The following is a 16,303-nucleotide window of genomic DNA, read 5'->3' on the forward strand; positions in this document are numbered from 1 at the left end:
TATGACTGGCGGTGAATTCTAGGCCTGTTGGCGGCACCTATGCTAGCGGCTCGCACCCTCAGTCCATTTCTTTTCAGGGTGCCCCTGGAGACACATTCCGATGAGAATCGTTGAAATTCGCGAAAAGACGCTGCCCATCAGCTCGCCCATCCGCAACGCCTATATCGACTTCAGCAAGATGACGCTGAGTCTGGTCGCGGTGATCACCGACGTGATCCGCGACGGCAAGCCGGTGGTGGGCTACGGCTTCAATTCGAATGGCCGCTATGGCCAGGGCATGCTGATGCGCGAACGCTTTATCCCCCGCATCATGGAAGCCGACCCCGAGTCGCTGGTCGATGCGACGGGCCACAACCTCGATCCGCACAAGGTCTGGGACACGATGTTCAAGAACGAGAAGCCGGGCGGCCATGGCGAGCGCTCGGTGGCCATCGGCACCATCGACATGGCCGTATGGGACGCGGTGGCCAAGATCGAAGGCAAGCCGTTGTTCCAGCTGCTGGCGGACCGCTACGGCGACGGCAAGCCCAACCGCAAGGTGTTCGTCTATGCCGCGGGCGGTTACTACTATCCGGGCCAGGATCACAGCAAGCTCAAGGACGAGATGCGCAGCTATCTCGATCGCGGCTACACCGTGGTCAAGAAGAAGATCGGCGGCGCGTCGCTCGACGAGGACCTGCGCCGCATCGACTCGATCCTCAGCATCCTGCAGGACGGTCAACGGCTGTGCGTGGACGCGAACGGCCGCTTCGACCTCGACACCGCGATCCAGTACGCCAAGGCGCTCTCGCAATACGACCTGTTCTGGTACGAGGAAGCTGGCGACCCGCTCGACTTCGAGCTGCAAGCCACGTTGCGCAATTACTACGAAAAGCCGATGGCGACCGGCGAGAACCTGTTCTCGATGCAGGATGCGCGTAACCTCATCCGCTATGGCGGCATGCGCCCCGACCGCGACTGGCTGCAGTTCGACTGCGCGCTCAGCTACGGCCTGGTGGAATACCTGCGCACGCTGGACATGCTCAAGCAGCACGGCTGGTCTGCCAGCCGCTGCATTCCGCATGGCGGCCATCAGATGTCGCTCAACATTGCGGCGGGCCTCGGCCTCGGCGGCAACGAGAGCTATCCGGACCTGTTCCAGCCCTATGGCGGCTTCCCCGATGGCGTCAAGGTCGAGAACAGCTACGTGACCATGCCCGACCTGCCCGGTATCGGCTTCGAGGGCAAGTCCGACCTGTACAGCGTGATGCAGGCCCTGTCGTCGTAAGGGGGGCTGGCACACGCTTGCGGGGCTGAAACACGCTTGTCGCAAGCCAGCAGTAGCGTCGTACCAACGTAGTACCGCTCACCGTAGTACAGCAAACAACAAGGAGACAACCATGCTGCACCCGCGCGCGATCTTTCGCGCCGCAGGCCTTGCCGTGGCCTGTGGTATCGCTGTTCTTCCCGCGGTTTTGCCCGGGACCGCCCTGGCGGAGTACCCGGAAAAACCTGTCACCCTCGTCGTGCCGTTCGCGGCCGGCGGTCCCAGCGACAAGATCGCGCGCGACGTGGCCGAAGCGTTGCGCAAGACGCTGAACCAGACCGTGGTGGTGGAGAACACCACCGGCGCTGGCGGCACCATCGGCACCGCGCGCGTGGCGCGCGCCAATCCGGATGGCTATACGCTGCTGGTCCACCATATCGGCCTGGCCACGGCGCCCTCGCTCTACCGGAAGCTTGGCTACAAGAGCGACGAGCTCGAATTCCTCGGCCTGATCAATGAAGCCCCCTCCACGCTGATCGGCAAGCCGCAGCTCACGCCCAACACGCTGGCCGATCTGCGCAAGCTGATCGCGGCCGACGGCGACAAGCTCAACCTCGCCAATGCCGGCGTCGGCTCGGCCTCGCACCTGTGCGGCCTGATGCTGCAGAACATGCTCAAGAGCCATATGACCTTCGTGCCGTACAAGGGCACCGGCCCGGCCATGTCCGATCTCATGGGCGGCCAGGTCGACCTGATGTGCGAGCAGGCCACCAACAGCACGCCGCAGATCGAAGGCAAGAAGGTCAAGGCCTACGGCGTCAGCAGCCTGCAACGCTCCGCCGTGCCCGGCCTCGCCAACGTGCCGACGCTCAACGAGGCCGGCCTGCCTGGCTTCAACTTCACCGTCTGGCACGGCCTCTACGCCCCGCACGGCACGCCGCCGGCGGTCCTCGCCAAGATCAACACCGCCCTGCGCGCCGCGCTGAAAGACCCGGAACTGATCAAGCGCGAGGAAGCGCTCGGCATCACGATGGTCACCGACGACCGCCTGACCCCGGCCGGCCACAAGAAATTCTACGAAGCCGAAGTCGCCCACTGGGGCAAGATCATCAAGGACGCGGGGATCCAGCCGGAGTAATCCGGAGTCCGGCCCCGGAAGCCGGTCGGCGCCAGGGTCTTCGCGCGAGGCGCCGCAGGCGCGGCACAAGCGGGGCCATCCCCCGTGATGGTTCAGAGAGCCCTTCACATGAAGGGCTTTCGTATTTTCGGCGCATGCGCCGGCATGCAACGTGCGCCCATGAAGCGCAAAGGCCTCCGACATGCGGAGGCCTTTGCCGATACAACGGGTGTGCCGCGCCGTCTGTTCGTCGCGGGCGGGAGACCGCCCGGCGTGGCGCAAGAACCGTTACTCCACCGTCACCGACTTCGCCAGGTTGCGCGGCTTGTCCACGTCGGTGCCGCGGGCGCAGGCCGTGTGGTAGGCCAGCAGTTGCAGCGGCACCACGTGCAGGATCGGCGAGAGCGGGCCGTAGTGTTCGGGCATGCGGATAACCTGGATGCCGTCCGACGACTGGATGTGCGTGTCGGAATCGGCAAACACGTACAGACGGCCGCCGCGGGCGCGCACTTCCTGAATGTTGGACTTCAGCTTTTCCAGCAGCGCGTCGTTCGGTGCCACCGTCACGACCGGCATGGCTTCCGTCACCAGCGCCAGCGGGCCGTGCTTGAGCTCGCCGGCCGGATACGCTTCGGCGTGGATATACGAGATTTCCTTGAGCTTGAGCGCGCCTTCGAGAGCGATCGGATAATGCAGGCCACGACCAAGGAACAGCGCGTTCTCGCGGCGGGCAAAGTCCTCCGACCACGCGATGATCTGCGGTTCCAGCGCCAGCACGCCATGCAGCGCGGCGGGCAGGTGGCGCAGGTTGGTCATCGCCTTGGCTTCGTCCTCGGCGCTCAGGTGACCCCGCACCTTGGCCAGCGCCAGCGTCAGCATGTACAGCGCCGCCAGCTGCGTGGTGAAGGCCTTGGTCGAGGCCACGCCGATCTCGGTGCCGGCGCGCGTCAGAAAGCGCAGCTCGGTTTCGCGCACCATCGCGCTGGTGGCCACGTTGCAGATCGCGAGCGTATGGGTATGACCGAGCGAACGCGCGTGACGCAGCGCGGCCATGGTATCGGCGGTCTCGCCCGATTGCGAGATCACCACCACCAGCGCGCGCGGGTTGGGCACGGTGTCGCGATAGCGATATTCGCTGGCCACTTCCACCTGGGTTGGGATCCTGGCCACCGACTCCAGCCAGTACTTGGCGGTGCAGCCCGAGTAATAGCTGGTACCGCAGGCGAGGATCAGGATGCTGTCGATGTCGGCAAATACCGCCGGCGCGGCCTCACCGAACATGGACGGCTCGATGCCTTCCACGCCTTCCAGCGTATCGCCGAGCGCGCGCGGCTGCTCGAAGATTTCCTTCTGCATGAAATGGCGGAACGGTCCCAGTTCCACCGCGGCAGCGTGGGCTTCCACCACGCGCACTTCGCGCTCGACCTCGTGGTCGCGTACGTCGCGGATGCGCGCGCCTTCCAGCGTGATTTCGGCGACGTCGCCTTCTTCCAGGTAGATGATGCGATTGGCGGTGCCGGCCACGGCCAGCGCGTCCGAGGCGAGGAACGCCTCGTTGTCGCCCAGCGCCACCACCAGCGGCGAGCCGGCACGCGCGCCGACCACGCGCTGCGGCTGGTCCCTGGCGATAACGGCGATTGCATAGGCGCCATGCAGGCGCTTGGTCACCACGCGCACGGACGCGAACAGGTCGCCGCGCGTCGCACTGCTCGGATAGGTATAAGCCTGGTGAATCAGGTGGGCCACCACCTCGGTATCGGTCTGCGACTCGAAGCCGTAACCGGCGGCGCGCAGTTCCTCGCGCAGCGGCTCGTAGTTCTCGATGATGCCGTTGTGCACCAGGGCGATGGTCTCGTCCGAAAAGTGCGGGTGCGCATTGAGCGTGTCGGGCTTGCCGTGCGTGGCCCAGCGCGTGTGCGCGATGCCGGTATGCCCCGCCAGCCCCGACGACTGCGTCTGCGTGTCGAGATCGGCCACGCGCGACACCGTACGCGCGCGCTCCAGCATCTCGTCGCGCACGATGGCCACACCACACGAGTCATAGCCACGATATTCGAGGCGCCGCAGGCCTTCGATCATGACCGGTACGATATTGCGGGTCGAAACCGCGCCGACAATGCCACACATACTTTGAACCCCCGATAGAGATATAGCTTTACTTGACGACCTTGGGCTGCTTGACCGGACGCTTCCAGCCGTCGACCGTCATCTGCCTGGCGCGCGAGATGGTCAGCTTGTCGGCCGGCGCATCCTTGGTCAGCGTGGTGCCGGCACCGATGGTCGCGCCACGGCGCACCGTGACCGGCGCCACGAGTTGCGTGTCGGAGCCGATAAAGACATCATCCTCGATGACCGTGCGCAGTTTGTTGGCGCCATCGTAATTGCAGGTGATCGTGCCCGCGCCGATATTGACGCGCTGGCCCACCGTCGAATCGCCGACGTAGGCCAGGTGATTGGCCTTGCTGTGATGACCGATCTGGCTGTTCTTGACCTCGACGAAATTGCCGATGTGCACATCCTCGCCAAGCTCCGCCCCGGGACGCAGACGCGCATACGGCCCGATGCGCCCGGCCGGCCCGATTGTTGCTTCGTCGATGTGGCAGAACGGTTGCAGCCGGGTGCCCGCGCCGATGGTCGCCTGCCGAATCACGCAATGCGCGCCGATATGAACGCCATCCTCGATACGCACGCGGCCCTCGAATACGCAGCCTACGTCGATGGTCACGTCGCGGCCGCAGGTCAGCTCGCCGCGCACGTCGATGCGGGCGGGGTCCAGCAGCGTCACGCCGGATTCGAGCAACCGCTGCGCGATGTTGCGCTGATGGATGCGCTCGATCTCGGCAAGCTGCACCTTGCTGTTGACACCGAGCGTCTCCCACAGCGCGGCGGGCTGGGCCGAGACCACCTCGACGCGGTCCTTCGCGGCGCGCTCGATGGTATCGGTAAGGTAGTACTCGCCCTGCGCGTTGTCGTTGCGCAGCGTGGCCAGCCAGCGGCGCAGATGGCCGGTGGGGCAAACGATGATGCCGGTGTTGATCTCGCGGATGGCGCGCTCGGCCTCGTTCGCATCCTTCTGCTCGACGATGCGCACGATGCTGCCGGCGGCGTCCCGTACGATCCGGCCATAGCCAGTGGGATCGGGCATCTCGACCGTCAGCACGCCCAGGCGCTCGCCACCGGCGGCATCGAGCAGCGCCTGCAGCGTGGCGGCGGAGGTCAGCGGTACGTCGCCATAGAGCACGAGCGTGGGATGCGCGTCATCGAGCAGCGGCAAGGCCTGCATGACGGCGTGGCCGGTGCCGAGCTGTTGGGCCTGTTCGGCGAACTGGACATCGCTCGCACCGACGGCGGCGCGGACCTGTTCGGCACCGTGTCCCACCACCACGACCAGGCGCGCGGGCGACAGCGAGCGGGCGGTGGCCAGCACGTGGGCGAGCATGGGCTGACCGGCGACCGGATGGAGAACCTTGGGCAGCGCGGAATTCATGCGCTTTCCCATGCCCGCGGCAAGAATGACGATATTCACAAGGAGGCCTAAGTGAGTGTGTCTGGAGAGAAACTGGAAAATCCGCGCCACGGATCGTTTCACCGTCCACTGCGGCGAAATCGTTATCTAACCCGGCATCCGACTGGCTGGCTGGCCCGTGTGCTGCCGGGGTTGCCATCCGGCTTGCCCTCTGGGGTGCCATCCGGGGTGCCATCCGGGGTGCCATCTGGCTTGCCATCTGGTGCGCGAACGGCCAGTCAAACCCGTTGTAAAACCTGGGCTGGCGGACTTCTGAAGCGTTCCTGCAGCCGGGTAAACATGCGCGCCGATTCTAGCATGGCGGGTTATGCCCAACCGCCCGCGGTTTCCAAACTTCACAATTGGCGAACGCGCGTTTTTGCATGGTTTGCAGCATTTACCATGGGCGTCGCCGTGGTCGGCCTGGCCGGTTGTAATGCGATGAAACTGGGCTACCAGCAGGGTGACCGGCTGGCCTACTGGTGGGTCGACCGCTACGTGGACATCTCGGATGCCCAGGAGCCCCCCACGCGCGAAGCGATCCACCGCTTCTTTGTGTGGCATCGGCGCAACCAGTTGCCCGAAATTGCCACGGTGCTCACCCGGGTCAAGGGCGAAGTGACGCAGACCGTGGACGCCGGCATGATCCGCCATGTGCAGCAGGACACCCAGCGCCTGGGCCGCCAGGCCTTCGAGAATGCCGTGCCCGACGTGGCCAGCCTGATGCTGACGCTCACGCCCGAGCAGATCCGGCACATGGAAGGCAAGTTCGACGAGAGCAACGCCAAATATCGCAAGGCATTCCTGCGCGGCAATGCCGAGGCCCGCACCGATGCGCGCCTCGACAAGATCATGGAATATGCCAAGCTGATCTACGGCCGCTTCTCGCGTGAGCAGGAGAAAGCCATCCGTGACGCGATGGGCCCCTACATGCAGGGCGCGGAAGCCCGCTACGCGGAACGGATCCGGCGCCAGAAGGACTGGCTGGCGCTGGCGCGCGAGGTGCAGTCGACCCATCCGCCCAAGGCGCAGGTCGAGCAGATGCTGCGCCACTACGGCGAACAGTGGAGCCGTCCCGGCCCCGAGCGCGGTCAGGCCGGCGTCGACCTGACGGTGACCATCGCCAACCTGACCACGCCGGAACAGAAGGCCCATGCGGCCGACCGCTTCCAGAAATGGATCGACGACACCCGCTCGCTGATGCGCGATGGCGGCAGCTCGGAGCAGGCGGCTAACTGAAAAATGCGGGTGAATCGGGCCGGGCGCCGTCCACCGGACGCGGTGGCCCCCGGCGCGGCGGTCAGCCTTCGGCGATCTCGGCGGGGGCGGCCGGAGCCACAGGCGTCGCAGGCGTGGTGGGCCCGGCCGAGGCGCGCTCGAACCGCACGAACTCCATGCGATTGGCTTCGGCGCTGCCGGCAAACACCAGCGGCTGCTGCGAGAACGTGGTCTCACCGAACAGCGAGGCCTCGTCCACCTTGGCCAGCCCCGTCGCCAGACCCGTGAACGGAAACAGCTCGGTATCGGCCAGGTGGGACGGCACCACGTTGCGCAGCGCCGCGAAGATATTGTCGATGCGGCCCGGATTCTCGCGCTCCCACACCTGCAGCATCTCGCTGACCTTCTTGCGCTGCAGGTTCTCCTGCGAGCCGCACAGGTTGCACGGAATGATCGGGAATGCCATCGCGCGCGCGTAGCTGGCGATGTCCTTCTCGGAGCAGTACGCCAGCGGGCGGATCACGATGTGCTGGCCGTCGTCGGTGGCCAGCTTGGGCGGCATGGCCTTCATCTTGCCGCCGAAGAACATGTTCAGGAAGAAGGTCTGGACGATGTCGTCGCGATGATGGCCAAGCGCGATCTTGTTGGCGCCCAGCTCCTTTGCGGTGCGGTAGATCACCCCACGGCGCAGGCGCGAACACAGCGAGCACGTGGTCTTGCCCTCGGGCACCTTCTCCTTGACGATCGAATAGGTGTCCGCTTCCACGATCACGTACTCCACGCCCACCGACTTCAGGTAGTCGGGCAGCACGTGCTCCGGGAACCCCGGCTGCTTCTGGTCCAGGTTCATCGCGATCAGCTTGAACTGGATGGGCGCGCGCTTCTGCAGCGCCATCAGGACCGACAGCATGGTGTACGAATCCTTGCCGCCGCTCATGCAGACGAGCACGGTATCGCCGTCCTCGATCATGCCGAAGTCGCCGATCGCCTTGCCGGTCTGGGACTGGAGGCGGGTTTCGAGACGATAGAAGTTAGCGGAGTGGCTCATAAGGCATTGTGGAACAGGGTCGGCCGGGGGGCGCGCGGGCCGGTATTTTATAGCGGCTTGATGTGGAACACCTCCACGCCCACCGAATCGCAGTCGGGGTAGACGTCCGGCTTCTCGGTCGAGACGCGCACGGCGCGCACCTTCGGATGCTGCAGCATGGCGCGCGCGACGTCGTCGCACAGCGTTTCCTGCAGGTGGATATGGCCTTGCGCCATGCGCGCCGCCACGGTGTTGCGCATGAAGTCGTAGTCGACCACTTCCTCGAGCCGGTCGGCCTGCGGCGTGGTGTCCGCCAGCGGCACGAACAGGTCGATATTGACCAGCACACGCTGCTCGCCTTTCTTCTCGAATTCATGCACGCCAATGTTGATCTGCACTTCGTAGTTGCGCAGGAACATCCGGCGGCAGTCGGACAGGCTGGGGTGGGTAAGGGCTGCGAGCATGGTCATTTCAGGGGGCTTATTCGGTCAGGAACATCACGTCACGGTGCAGCGGCATCAGATGCTGGCCGCCATCGACGTAGAGCGTGGTGCCGGTGACGGCGCGCGCGGTGGCCAGGTAGGCCACCGCCTGCGCAATGTCTTCCGGCGTCGACGACTGGCCCAGCGGCGTCATCTGGTGCGCGCGGCTGAAGCCGGTATGGCTCTGGTCACCGGACACCAGCGTGATGCCGGGCGCCACGCCGACCACGCGCAGGCGCGGCGCGAGCGCCTGCGCCAGTTGCAGCGTGGCGGTCTGCAGCGCGGCCTTGGACAGCGTGTACGACAGGAAGTCGGGATTGAGGTTGTCCAGCTTCTGGTCGAGCAGGTTGATCACCACACCGCGCGGGGGCTCGGGGGCCTGGGAGGCAGCTTCGGCGTGCGCATCTCCGGCGGCGACCCCGGCACCAGCGGCAAGCGCCTTGTGCATCTCGCGCGCGAGCAGCAGCGGCGCCGCCACATTGGTACGCATATGCGTATCGAGCGAGGCGTACGAAAAACTCGTGGCCACGTCGTACTGGAACAGCGACGCGTTGTTGACCAGGCAGGTCGGCGTACCGAGCGCCACCGCACAGTTGGCGATCAGGCGGGCAGTCTCGGCCTCGTTGGCAAGGTCCGCGCGCAGCACCGCGGCCCGGCGCCCGCGCGCCCGGATCTGCGTGGCCAGCGCCTCGGCTTCGGCCACGGAGCGGTTGCAGTGGACCGCGATGTCCCAGCCATGCGCGGCCAGTTCGAGCGAGATCGCGCGTCCCAGCCGGCGCGCGCCGCCGGTCACGAGCGCGACGCCGCGTGCGGGCGGAATTTCGGGGGTGGCGGGGGTAGTTGAAGCAGCCATTGCTACAATTCGCGATATGCAGAAAGTCGCTAGTCTACCCCTTCCCCCCGCCGACGCGCTCGACGCCTCCCATGCCCTTTCCGCCTGCATTGCCGACGCCATCGACGCAGCCGGCGGCTGGATCGGCTTCGACCGCTACATGTCGCTGGCGCTCTACACGCCGCGGCTGGGCTACTACAGCGGCGGCGCCGCCAAGTTCGGCCGCGATGCACGCGACGGCAGCGACTTCATCACCGCGCCGGAATTGTCCCCCTTCTTCGCCCGCACGCTGGCGCGCCAGTTTGCGCCGCTGATTGCGCAGGGACTGCCCGCCGTGATGGAATTCGGCGCCGGCACCGGTCGCCTGGCGGCCGACCTGCTGCTCGCGCTCGAACAGGAAAATGCCTTGCCGGCCCAGTACGCCATCGTCGAACTGTCCGGCGAACTGCGTGCACGCCAGCAGCGGACGCTCAACGAGCGCGCCCCGCACCTGGCCGCGCGCGTGCTCTGGCACGATGCGCTGCCCGAGCGCTTCGAGGGCGTGATCGTCGGCAACGAGGTGCTCGACGCCATGCCGGTGCGGCTGTTCGCGCGCCAGGGCGGGCGCTGGTACGAGCGCGGGGTGGGCCGCAAGACCGGCGCGGATGCGATGGCGGAGGGCAACGCCGGCGATGCATTCGAATACGAGGACCGGCTGCTGAGCGCGGACGAAGTGCCGGCCGCCGTCGCCGCGATCCCCGGCGACCATGACCTGGTGACCGAGACCCATGCCGAAGGCGAAGGTTTTGTGCGCGCCGTGGCGGCGATGCTGGCGCGCGGGGCCGCGTTCTTCATCGACTACGGCTTTCCGGCCGCGGAGTACTACCACCCGCAGCGCACCGGCGGCACGCTGATGTGCCACTACCGGCATCACGCGCATCCCGATCCGTTTCTCTATCCGGGCCTGCAGGACATTACCGCCCACGTCAACTTCAGCGGCATCGCGGAAGCCGCGGTGGATGCCGGCCTGACCGTGGCCGGCTTCTGCTCGCAGGCGCGCTTCCTGATGAACGCGGGCATTACCGATCTGCTGATGACGCTCGACCCCGCGGACGCCCGCACCTTCCTGCCGGCCGCCAACGCCGTGCAGAAGCTGCTGTCGGAGGCCGAGATGGGCGAGCTGTTCAAGGTGATCGCGCTCACCCGCGCGCTGGACAGTGGCAGCGCCGAGGCTGACGCTGCGACCCTGGCCGGCTTCGCCCGTGGCGACCGCACGCACGCGCTCTGATCATGCTGCGCTGGACCCTGACCATCTTCCTCTGCGTGCTCGTGCTGTCGGCCACCTTGCCCTGGCTGCAGAAAATCGGCCTGGGCCGCCTGCCCGGGGACGTGCGCTTCCGGCTGTTCGGCCGCGAGTACGTGCTGCCCTTCGCCTCGACCATCCTGCTGTCGCTGCTGGCGCTGGTGATCGGGCGCCTGCTGTAGCGGCGGTTCAGTCCAGTCCGAGCTGCTGCGCCACCGCCGCCACGCGGGCCTGATGCACGCGTTCCTTGATCTGGCTGACATTGTCCGCGCAGGCCCTGGCGATGGCGCCCGCATCGACTGCCGCGGCCGCCTCGCGCGCCGCCAGCAGCCGCGCCGCCTGCGGATAGTCGCGTTGCGCAAAGCCGAGCCGGCCGCGCGCGTCGGCCTCGCACGCGCGCAGCGCCTCGGCAAAGCGCTCGGGCTTGCGCAACGCGTCGCAGCGCTCCAGCAGGCGCGTTACCGCCGCCGCGCCGAACGCCATCGAGCGATGGATATTGCCGTGTTCGCGCGCCACCACCAGCGCCAGTTCGCGGCATTCGTTGGGTACGCGCAGGCGCGCGCAGACGCCTTCCAGCAGCTTGACGCTGCGCTCTTCGTGGCCGATGTGGCGCGGCAGCACGTCGGCGGGCGTGGTGCCCTTGCCCAGGTCGTGCACCAGCGCGGCAAAGCGCACCGGCAGCGAGGCCCCGTGCGCGGCCGCATGGTCGATCACCATCATCACGTGCACGCCGGTATCGACCTCGGGGTGGTACTCGGCCCGCTGCGGCACGCCCCACAGGCGGTCCAGCTCGGGCAACAGCCTGACCAGCGCGCCGCATTCGCGCAGCACCTCGAACATGCGCGACGGCCGCGCCTCCATCAGCCCGCGGGCGAGTTCCTGCCAGACGCGCTCGGGGACCAGCGCATCGACCTCGCCGGCCTCGACCATCTTGCGCATCAGCGCCACCGTGTCCGGCGCCACCGTGAAATCATGAAAGCGCGCGGCAAAGCGCGCCGCACGCAGAATGCGCACCGGGTCTTCCGCGAACGCCGCCGACACATGCCGGAAGCGCCGCGCGGCCAGATCCTGCCGGCCGCCATACGGATCGATCACGGGTCCGACCAGATGGCCGTCCGCATCGACCGCGCGCGCCATCGCATTGATGGTGAGATCGCGCCGCACGAGGTCGTCCTCGAGCGTCACGTCGGCGCCGCAATAGAACGCAAAGCCCTTGTAGCCGACCGCGGTCTTGCGCTCGGTGCGCGCGAGCGCGTACTCGGCTTTGGTCTGCGGATGCAGGAATACCGGAAAGTCCTTGCCGACGGCCTTGTAGCCCAGCGCTTCCATCTCGGCAGGCGTCGCGCCCACCACCACGTAGTCGCGGTCCTGGCTCGGAATCCCCAGCAATTCGTCGCGGATGGCGCCGCCCACGGCATAGACCTGCATGCGTGCTGCCCCGCTCAGAGAATGATGGCGTCGTCGCGATCCGGGCGGGTGCGGTAAGGCTCGTCGGCCACCACGAAATCGCGTTCGGCGCGTGCGCCCGCGGCCCATTCCTGCATCGCGGGCCGTGCCAGGATGAAGTCAGCATACGCCTTGGCATCCTCGGGCAGATGGATGCCGTACGTGGCAAAACGCGATACCACCGGCGCGTAGAACGCGTCGGCCACCGTGAACGCGCCAAACAGGAACGGACCTTCGCTGCCATACCGCTGCCGCAGGCCGCCCCAGATCGCGGCCACACGGTCCACTTCGCGCTGGACCGCGACGCTCCAGCCCAGGCCCGGCAGCATGGCGGTCACGTTCATCGGCAACTGGTTGCGTATCTGATGGAAGCCCGCATGCATCTCGGCGCAGATCGAACGCGCATGGGCGCGCGCGCCCGCATCGGCCGGCCACAGTTGCTGGTCGGGAAAGCGCTCGGCCACGTATTCCGAGATCGCCAGCGAATCCCATACGTGCACGTCGCCATCGATCAGCACCGGCACCTTGCCGGCCGGCGAGTAGCGCGCGATCTCCGCGTCGAACTCCGGCGTGAACAGGCGTACCGCGATTTCCTCGAACGGAATGCCCGCTTCACGCAGCAGCAGCCAGGGGCGTAGCGACCAGGAAGAGTAGTTCTTGTTGCCGACGACGAGCTTCATGTCGCGAAATCCTTGGGGGAAAAGAGGTTCATCCGGCGCATTGGCCGTGCCGGCCATTGTAGCCAGAGCGGCCGGCGCGCATCAAACGAATTACGCTCGCAACGCTGCTAGATGGGTTCACATCGGGCACGCCCGGCGCCGATCTTTTGCGCCGATCTTTTTGCGCCGTCTTTCTTCCCACCCGCGCCGCGGCCTGCTCCCCGCCCTTGCCCGCGCTACCGATGCACGCTGCCGCGCATGACCTGCAGCCGTGCATCGCGGTTGCGGCCCGCCAGCACATCGGTCATCACCGACTCGAGGCTGGCCGGATGCAGGTTCAGCTCGCTCGCGACCGGATGCTCAAGCACGTTGTCGAGGCGCATCGAGTCGAGGTTGTCGCGCGACATCACCGGGCCGCCCGGCAGGTGTTCGAGCACCGCGGCCTGCACGCGCGCGAGCGCATCGGGCAACGCGATCACCGGGCGCGGGTGTCCCGAGGCGCGGCCGGCAAAGCGCACCAGCTCCTCGAGCGTATAGACGGTGGGCCCGCCCAGATCATAGGCGTGGCCGATCGTACCCGGCGTGACCATGGCGTTCAGGAAGGCCTGCACCACGTCCTGCACGAACACCGGCTGGAAGCGCGCATGCGCGCACGCGAGCGGCACCACCGGCGCCATTTCCTGCATCTGCGCAAACAGGTTGAGGAAACGATCGTCGGGGCCGAACACCACCGACGGGCGGAACACCGTCCAGTCGAGGCCCGACTCGCGCACCAGGCGTTCGCCGTCGCCCTTGCTGCGCAGATACATCGACGGACCGCGACTGTCCGCGCCGAGCGCGCTCATATGGAGCAGGCGCCGGACGCCCGTGCGGCGGCACGATTCGACGATCCGGCGCGGCAGTTCCACGTGCGCGGCGGCGAAGGTCTCGCCGTACGGCTCGCCGCGCTCGCCATGCAGCACGCCGACGAGATTGACCACGATGCCGTCCACGCCGAGCGAGCCGATGGCATCGTCGAGCGCCGCATCGTCGGCAAGCCCGAGCTCGTCCACTTCCACACGCGGCAGCAGCAACAGGTGCTGCGCATGCTCGACGCTGCGCGTGCCGACCACGATGCGTTCGGGGGCGATGGGACTGTCGGTGGGATTGGAGGCGGCGTCGAGCGGGGCGCCCGACGCCGAGGCCGCGCCAGCCAGGCGCGAAACGAGATGGCTGCCGATGAAACCGGCGCCACCGATGACGAGGACGTTGCAGGTCTGCATGGTTGGCTCCGTGGCGGTGAATTCACGCGGCCACGGGGCCAACCCTCCCTGCGGGCCGCGCAGGCTAACCTCCGCGCATCAGGGCAGGCTGGTCGTCGTGACCGAAGACGGTGCGACCAAACCCAGGCGATCCTTCAGCGACTGGGGCCGGCCACTCATCAATGCAGCATAGTACGTCGCATTGGAGAGTACGTTCTTGACATAGGTTCGCGTTTCCGAGAACGGAATCGTCTCTGCAAAGATCGCGCCTTCCACGGTACGCGGCAGGCTGCTGCGCCAGTTCTTGGGCCGTCCCGGGCCGGCGTTGTAAGCCGCGGAAGCCAGCGTCCACGAGCTGTCGAGGTCCGTAAATACCATGCTCATGTAATTCGTACCGAGCTGGATATTGACATTCGGATCGCCCATCATCGACGGCGAGAAGTTGCCCATGCCGATCTTGCGCGCGACGTACCTGGCGGTAGCCGGCATGACCTGCATCAGGCCATGGGCACCGGCCGACGAACGCGCATTCATGATGAAGCGCGATTCCTGGCGAATCAGGCCGTATGCCCAAGCCATGTCGAGGCCGACGTCGTCGGTGGCGCGCTGCATGATGTCGCGATACGGCATGACGAAGCGCAGCGAGAAATCATGCTCCGCCTTGGTGCGGTCGGCCGTGTTGACGGCGCGGTCGAGCAGCTCGATGCGGCGCGCGTATTCGGCCGCGGCCAGCAGCTCGCGATCGCTCATGCCGCGCAGCTCCCAGTTCCATTCGCGATTGCCTTCAAAGCGCAGATTCAGGTCATAGAACTTCTGCGCGCGCATAAAGCCCGGGCGCGTGCGCATGGCCATGGCCTCGGCCTCGCTGACCGTGGTACGTACCGGCAGCGTGATGCGGTTGCCCAGTTCCTCGGTGGCGAGCTGACCGTAGAAATTGAACTGGCCCGCGATCGATTCGTAGCGCGCGCGCGCTTCGTCGGGACGGTTGTCGGCGGCGAGCGCGCGACCGTACCAGTAGGTCCAGGCCGGATCCTTGGCGCGCAATTCCGGCCGCATCAGCTCGATGGCCGAACGCACCTGCTTCCAGTCGCCCTGGCGCAGCGCGGCGCGCACGCGCCATTCCTGCGTTTCATCGGACAGCCACTGGTTGCCGCCGAGATCCATCTGCCGGCGGAAATAGCCGGCCGCCTCGGGCGCCAGCTTCTTGGCCGCAAACTGGCCAATCACGCCCCACGCCGCACCCTGCTCGTCGCGCGACAGGCTGCCGGCACTGGCGTTGAGATACGCGGCCGCCTGGCTGGGATCGCTGCGCGCCATCTTGACGATGGTCGCGAGCGTGTCGCTGTCGGCACGCGCGTCCGGCACGGCCGCCGCGATGCGCGCGGCCAGCGTGGTGTAGTTCTGCTCGAGTGCCTGGCGCGCCTGGAAAGCGACGTCGCTGCGCTGGATCTGCTGGCTCTGCGCGAGATAGCTGATCAGGTCCACACAGCCTTCGCCGTAGTAACGCACGTCGGAGAGCGCCGCGCGCGACTCGGCGGCGACGTTCTGCCCCTTGAGCGCGCGCGACAGCAATGCGTAGCACTCCACCTGCGTATCGTCCTTGAGCACGAACTTGGGATACTCGGCGTCGAAGTTGGCCCAGTCCCGCTTCTTGCCGAGCACCAGCAGCCAGTCATTGCGCATGCGGTCGGCGATCGCCTCGCCCTGATAGCGCAGCAGGAAGGTGCGGACCTGGTCGTCGGGCGCATCGATGCGCGCCAGGCCGCTGCTGTCGAACATCTGCGGCTTGATGCGGAAGTATTCGACGTAAGACGGAATCGGATAGTCGACCAGCGTGGCCGAAATCGCGGCGGCGCGATCGGCGTCATTCTTGCGCGCGGCCTCGCGCAGCGCGACGAAGGCATCGTCGGGATTGCTCGGAATCGTCAACGCGGGGGGCTGGGGCGGCGCGGCGCGCTTCTGCGCGTAACCCGGCGTGGCCAGCAGCGCACCCGCGAACACGATCCAGGCGGCGCGTCCGGCACGGCGCAGATATACTCCCTTCGACATGCTTGTTGTTCCTCTTGTTCGATGGCGCGCGGCGCGGACTTGCCCGGGCCGCCGCACCGGTGTTTCATGGTTTCGGCGAGTCTGTCTTGCCTGACCTGCTCGTCGCGTACTGGCTGTCGAAGCTGTCGAAGCGGTCGTCGTAACCTTCGTCGCAACCATCGGACCATTGGCCAGACATTATTGCACGCCATGCCCCTCG

General features: G+C 66.7%; 14 protein-coding genes. 5 read left to right on the top strand and 9 right to left on the bottom strand.

Annotation, left to right across the window (positions count from 1 at the left end; translation table 11 throughout):
• Positions 1-100 precede the first annotated feature (100 nt).
• Positions 101-1,267 (top strand): mandelate racemase/muconate lactonizing enzyme family protein, encoded by a 1,167-nt coding sequence (locus DFLDMN_RS11400; RefSeq protein WP_423195072.1) that lies wholly within the window; start codon positions 101-103, stop codon positions 1,265-1,267.
• Positions 1,268-1,379: 112 nt separating this feature from the next.
• Complete coding sequence (locus tag DFLDMN_RS11405) at positions 1,380-2,384, top strand: tripartite tricarboxylate transporter substrate-binding protein (protein ID WP_423195073.1); 1,005 nt, start codon at positions 1,380-1,382, stop codon at positions 2,382-2,384.
• 267 nt (positions 2,385-2,651) lie between these two features.
• Here DFLDMN_RS11405 and glmS read toward each other — a convergent pair whose 3' ends face one another.
• Together glmS and glmU are read right to left on the bottom strand one after the other, a co-directional pair.
• A complete protein-coding gene (glmS, locus tag DFLDMN_RS11410) occupies positions 2,652-4,490 on the bottom strand; it encodes a glutamine--fructose-6-phosphate transaminase (isomerizing) (RefSeq protein ID WP_423195074.1) in 1,839 nt (612 codons plus the stop codon).
• Positions 4,491-4,518: 28 nt separating this feature from the next.
• On the bottom strand, positions 4,519-5,889 hold the full coding sequence (gene glmU, locus DFLDMN_RS11415) for a bifunctional UDP-N-acetylglucosamine diphosphorylase/glucosamine-1-phosphate N-acetyltransferase GlmU (protein ID WP_423195075.1): 1,371 nt from the start codon (positions 5,887-5,889) through the stop codon (positions 4,519-4,521).
• Positions 5,890-6,270: 381 nt separating this feature from the next.
• Here glmU and DFLDMN_RS11420 point away from each other — a divergent pair, with 381 nt between their 5' ends.
• Positions 6,271-7,107 (top strand): DUF6279 family lipoprotein, encoded by an 837-nt coding sequence (locus DFLDMN_RS11420; RefSeq protein WP_423195076.1) that lies wholly within the window; start codon positions 6,271-6,273, stop codon positions 7,105-7,107.
• A gap of 61 nt (positions 7,108-7,168) precedes the next feature.
• On the opposite strand, the gene ttcA is transcribed toward DFLDMN_RS11420, so the two are convergent.
• The 3 genes from ttcA to DFLDMN_RS11435 are packed head-to-tail and all read right to left on the bottom strand — an operon-like array spanning position 7,169 to position 9,448.
• A complete protein-coding gene (gene ttcA, locus DFLDMN_RS11425) occupies positions 7,169-8,134 on the bottom strand; it encodes a tRNA 2-thiocytidine(32) synthetase TtcA (RefSeq protein WP_423195077.1) in 966 nt (321 codons plus the stop codon).
• Between the two features lie 47 nt (positions 8,135-8,181).
• Complete coding sequence (locus tag DFLDMN_RS11430; RefSeq protein WP_423195078.1) at positions 8,182-8,583, bottom strand: dihydroneopterin aldolase; 402 nt, start codon at positions 8,581-8,583, stop codon at positions 8,182-8,184.
• A gap of 10 nt (positions 8,584-8,593) precedes the next feature.
• Entirely contained in the window at positions 8,594-9,448 is an 855-nt protein-coding gene (locus DFLDMN_RS11435; RefSeq protein ID WP_423195079.1) for an SDR family oxidoreductase, read from the bottom strand.
• 16 nt (positions 9,449-9,464) lie between these two features.
• Between DFLDMN_RS11435 and DFLDMN_RS11440 the strand changes: the two genes are divergently transcribed.
• Positions 9,465-10,694: a class I SAM-dependent methyltransferase gene (locus tag DFLDMN_RS11440; RefSeq protein ID WP_423195080.1), complete on the top strand. Its 1,230-nt coding sequence runs from the start codon at positions 9,465-9,467 to the stop codon at positions 10,692-10,694.
• A gap of 2 nt (positions 10,695-10,696) precedes the next feature.
• Complete coding sequence (locus DFLDMN_RS11445; protein WP_423195081.1) at positions 10,697-10,891, top strand: DUF2905 domain-containing protein; 195 nt, start codon at positions 10,697-10,699, stop codon at positions 10,889-10,891.
• A gap of 7 nt (positions 10,892-10,898) precedes the next feature.
• On the opposite strand, the gene DFLDMN_RS11450 is transcribed toward DFLDMN_RS11445, so the two are convergent.
• The 4 genes from DFLDMN_RS11450 to DFLDMN_RS11465 form a co-directional block, all read right to left on the bottom strand.
• Positions 10,899-12,137: a multifunctional CCA addition/repair protein gene (locus DFLDMN_RS11450; RefSeq protein ID WP_423195082.1), complete on the bottom strand. Its 1,239-nt coding sequence runs from the start codon at positions 12,135-12,137 to the stop codon at positions 10,899-10,901.
• Positions 12,138-12,151: 14 nt separating this feature from the next.
• The gene (locus DFLDMN_RS11455) at positions 12,152-12,835 is read right to left on the bottom strand and encodes a glutathione S-transferase family protein (protein WP_423195083.1); all 684 of its coding nucleotides are present in this window, start codon (positions 12,833-12,835) and stop codon (positions 12,152-12,154) included.
• A 215-nt stretch (positions 12,836-13,050) separates the two neighbouring features.
• On the bottom strand, positions 13,051-14,076 hold the full coding sequence (locus DFLDMN_RS11460; protein ID WP_423195084.1) for a complex I NDUFA9 subunit family protein: 1,026 nt from the start codon (positions 14,074-14,076) through the stop codon (positions 13,051-13,053).
• Positions 14,077-14,154: 78 nt separating this feature from the next.
• Positions 14,155-16,104 (bottom strand): transglycosylase SLT domain-containing protein, encoded by a 1,950-nt coding sequence (locus DFLDMN_RS11465; protein ID WP_423195085.1) that lies wholly within the window; start codon positions 16,102-16,104, stop codon positions 14,155-14,157.
• Positions 16,105-16,303 lie beyond the last annotated feature (199 nt).

The sequence above is a fragment of the Cupriavidus sp. H19C3 genome, assembly GCF_049393815.1.
Taxonomy (GTDB): domain Bacteria; phylum Pseudomonadota; class Gammaproteobacteria; order Burkholderiales; family Burkholderiaceae; genus Cupriavidus.

What these genes read in the sequence shown, in the direction of transcription:
- DFLDMN_RS11440 (WP_423195080.1), top strand. Translation starts at nt 9,465, where the DNA reads ATGCAGAAAGTCGCTAGTCTACCCCTTCCCCCCGCCGACGCGCTCGAC.
- DFLDMN_RS11430 (WP_423195078.1), bottom strand. Translation starts at nt 8,583, where the DNA reads ATGACCATGCTCGCAGCCCTTACCCACCCCAGCCTGTCCGACTGCCGC.
- DFLDMN_RS11435 (WP_423195079.1), bottom strand. Translation starts at nt 9,448, where the DNA reads ATGGCTGCTTCAACTACCCCCGCCACCCCCGAAATTCCGCCCGCACGC.
- DFLDMN_RS11405 (WP_423195073.1), top strand. Translation starts at nt 1,380, where the DNA reads ATGCTGCACCCGCGCGCGATCTTTCGCGCCGCAGGCCTTGCCGTGGCC.
- glmS (WP_423195074.1), bottom strand. Translation starts at nt 4,490, where the DNA reads ATGTGTGGCATTGTCGGCGCGGTTTCGACCCGCAATATCGTACCGGTC.
- ttcA (WP_423195077.1), bottom strand. Translation starts at nt 8,134, where the DNA reads ATGAGCCACTCCGCTAACTTCTATCGTCTCGAAACCCGCCTCCAGTCC.
- DFLDMN_RS11460 (WP_423195084.1), bottom strand. Translation starts at nt 14,076, where the DNA reads ATGCAGACCTGCAACGTCCTCGTCATCGGTGGCGCCGGTTTCATCGGC.
- DFLDMN_RS11465 (WP_423195085.1), bottom strand. Translation starts at nt 16,104, where the DNA reads ATGTCGAAGGGAGTATATCTGCGCCGTGCCGGACGCGCCGCCTGGATC.
- DFLDMN_RS11445 (WP_423195081.1), top strand. Translation starts at nt 10,697, where the DNA reads ATGCTGCGCTGGACCCTGACCATCTTCCTCTGCGTGCTCGTGCTGTCG.
- DFLDMN_RS11400 (WP_423195072.1), top strand. Translation starts at nt 101, where the DNA reads ATGAGAATCGTTGAAATTCGCGAAAAGACGCTGCCCATCAGCTCGCCC.
- DFLDMN_RS11455 (WP_423195083.1), bottom strand. Translation starts at nt 12,835, where the DNA reads ATGAAGCTCGTCGTCGGCAACAAGAACTACTCTTCCTGGTCGCTACGC.
- DFLDMN_RS11450 (WP_423195082.1), bottom strand. Translation starts at nt 12,137, where the DNA reads ATGCAGGTCTATGCCGTGGGCGGCGCCATCCGCGACGAATTGCTGGGG.
- DFLDMN_RS11420 (WP_423195076.1), top strand. Translation starts at nt 6,271, where the DNA reads ATGGGCGTCGCCGTGGTCGGCCTGGCCGGTTGTAATGCGATGAAACTG.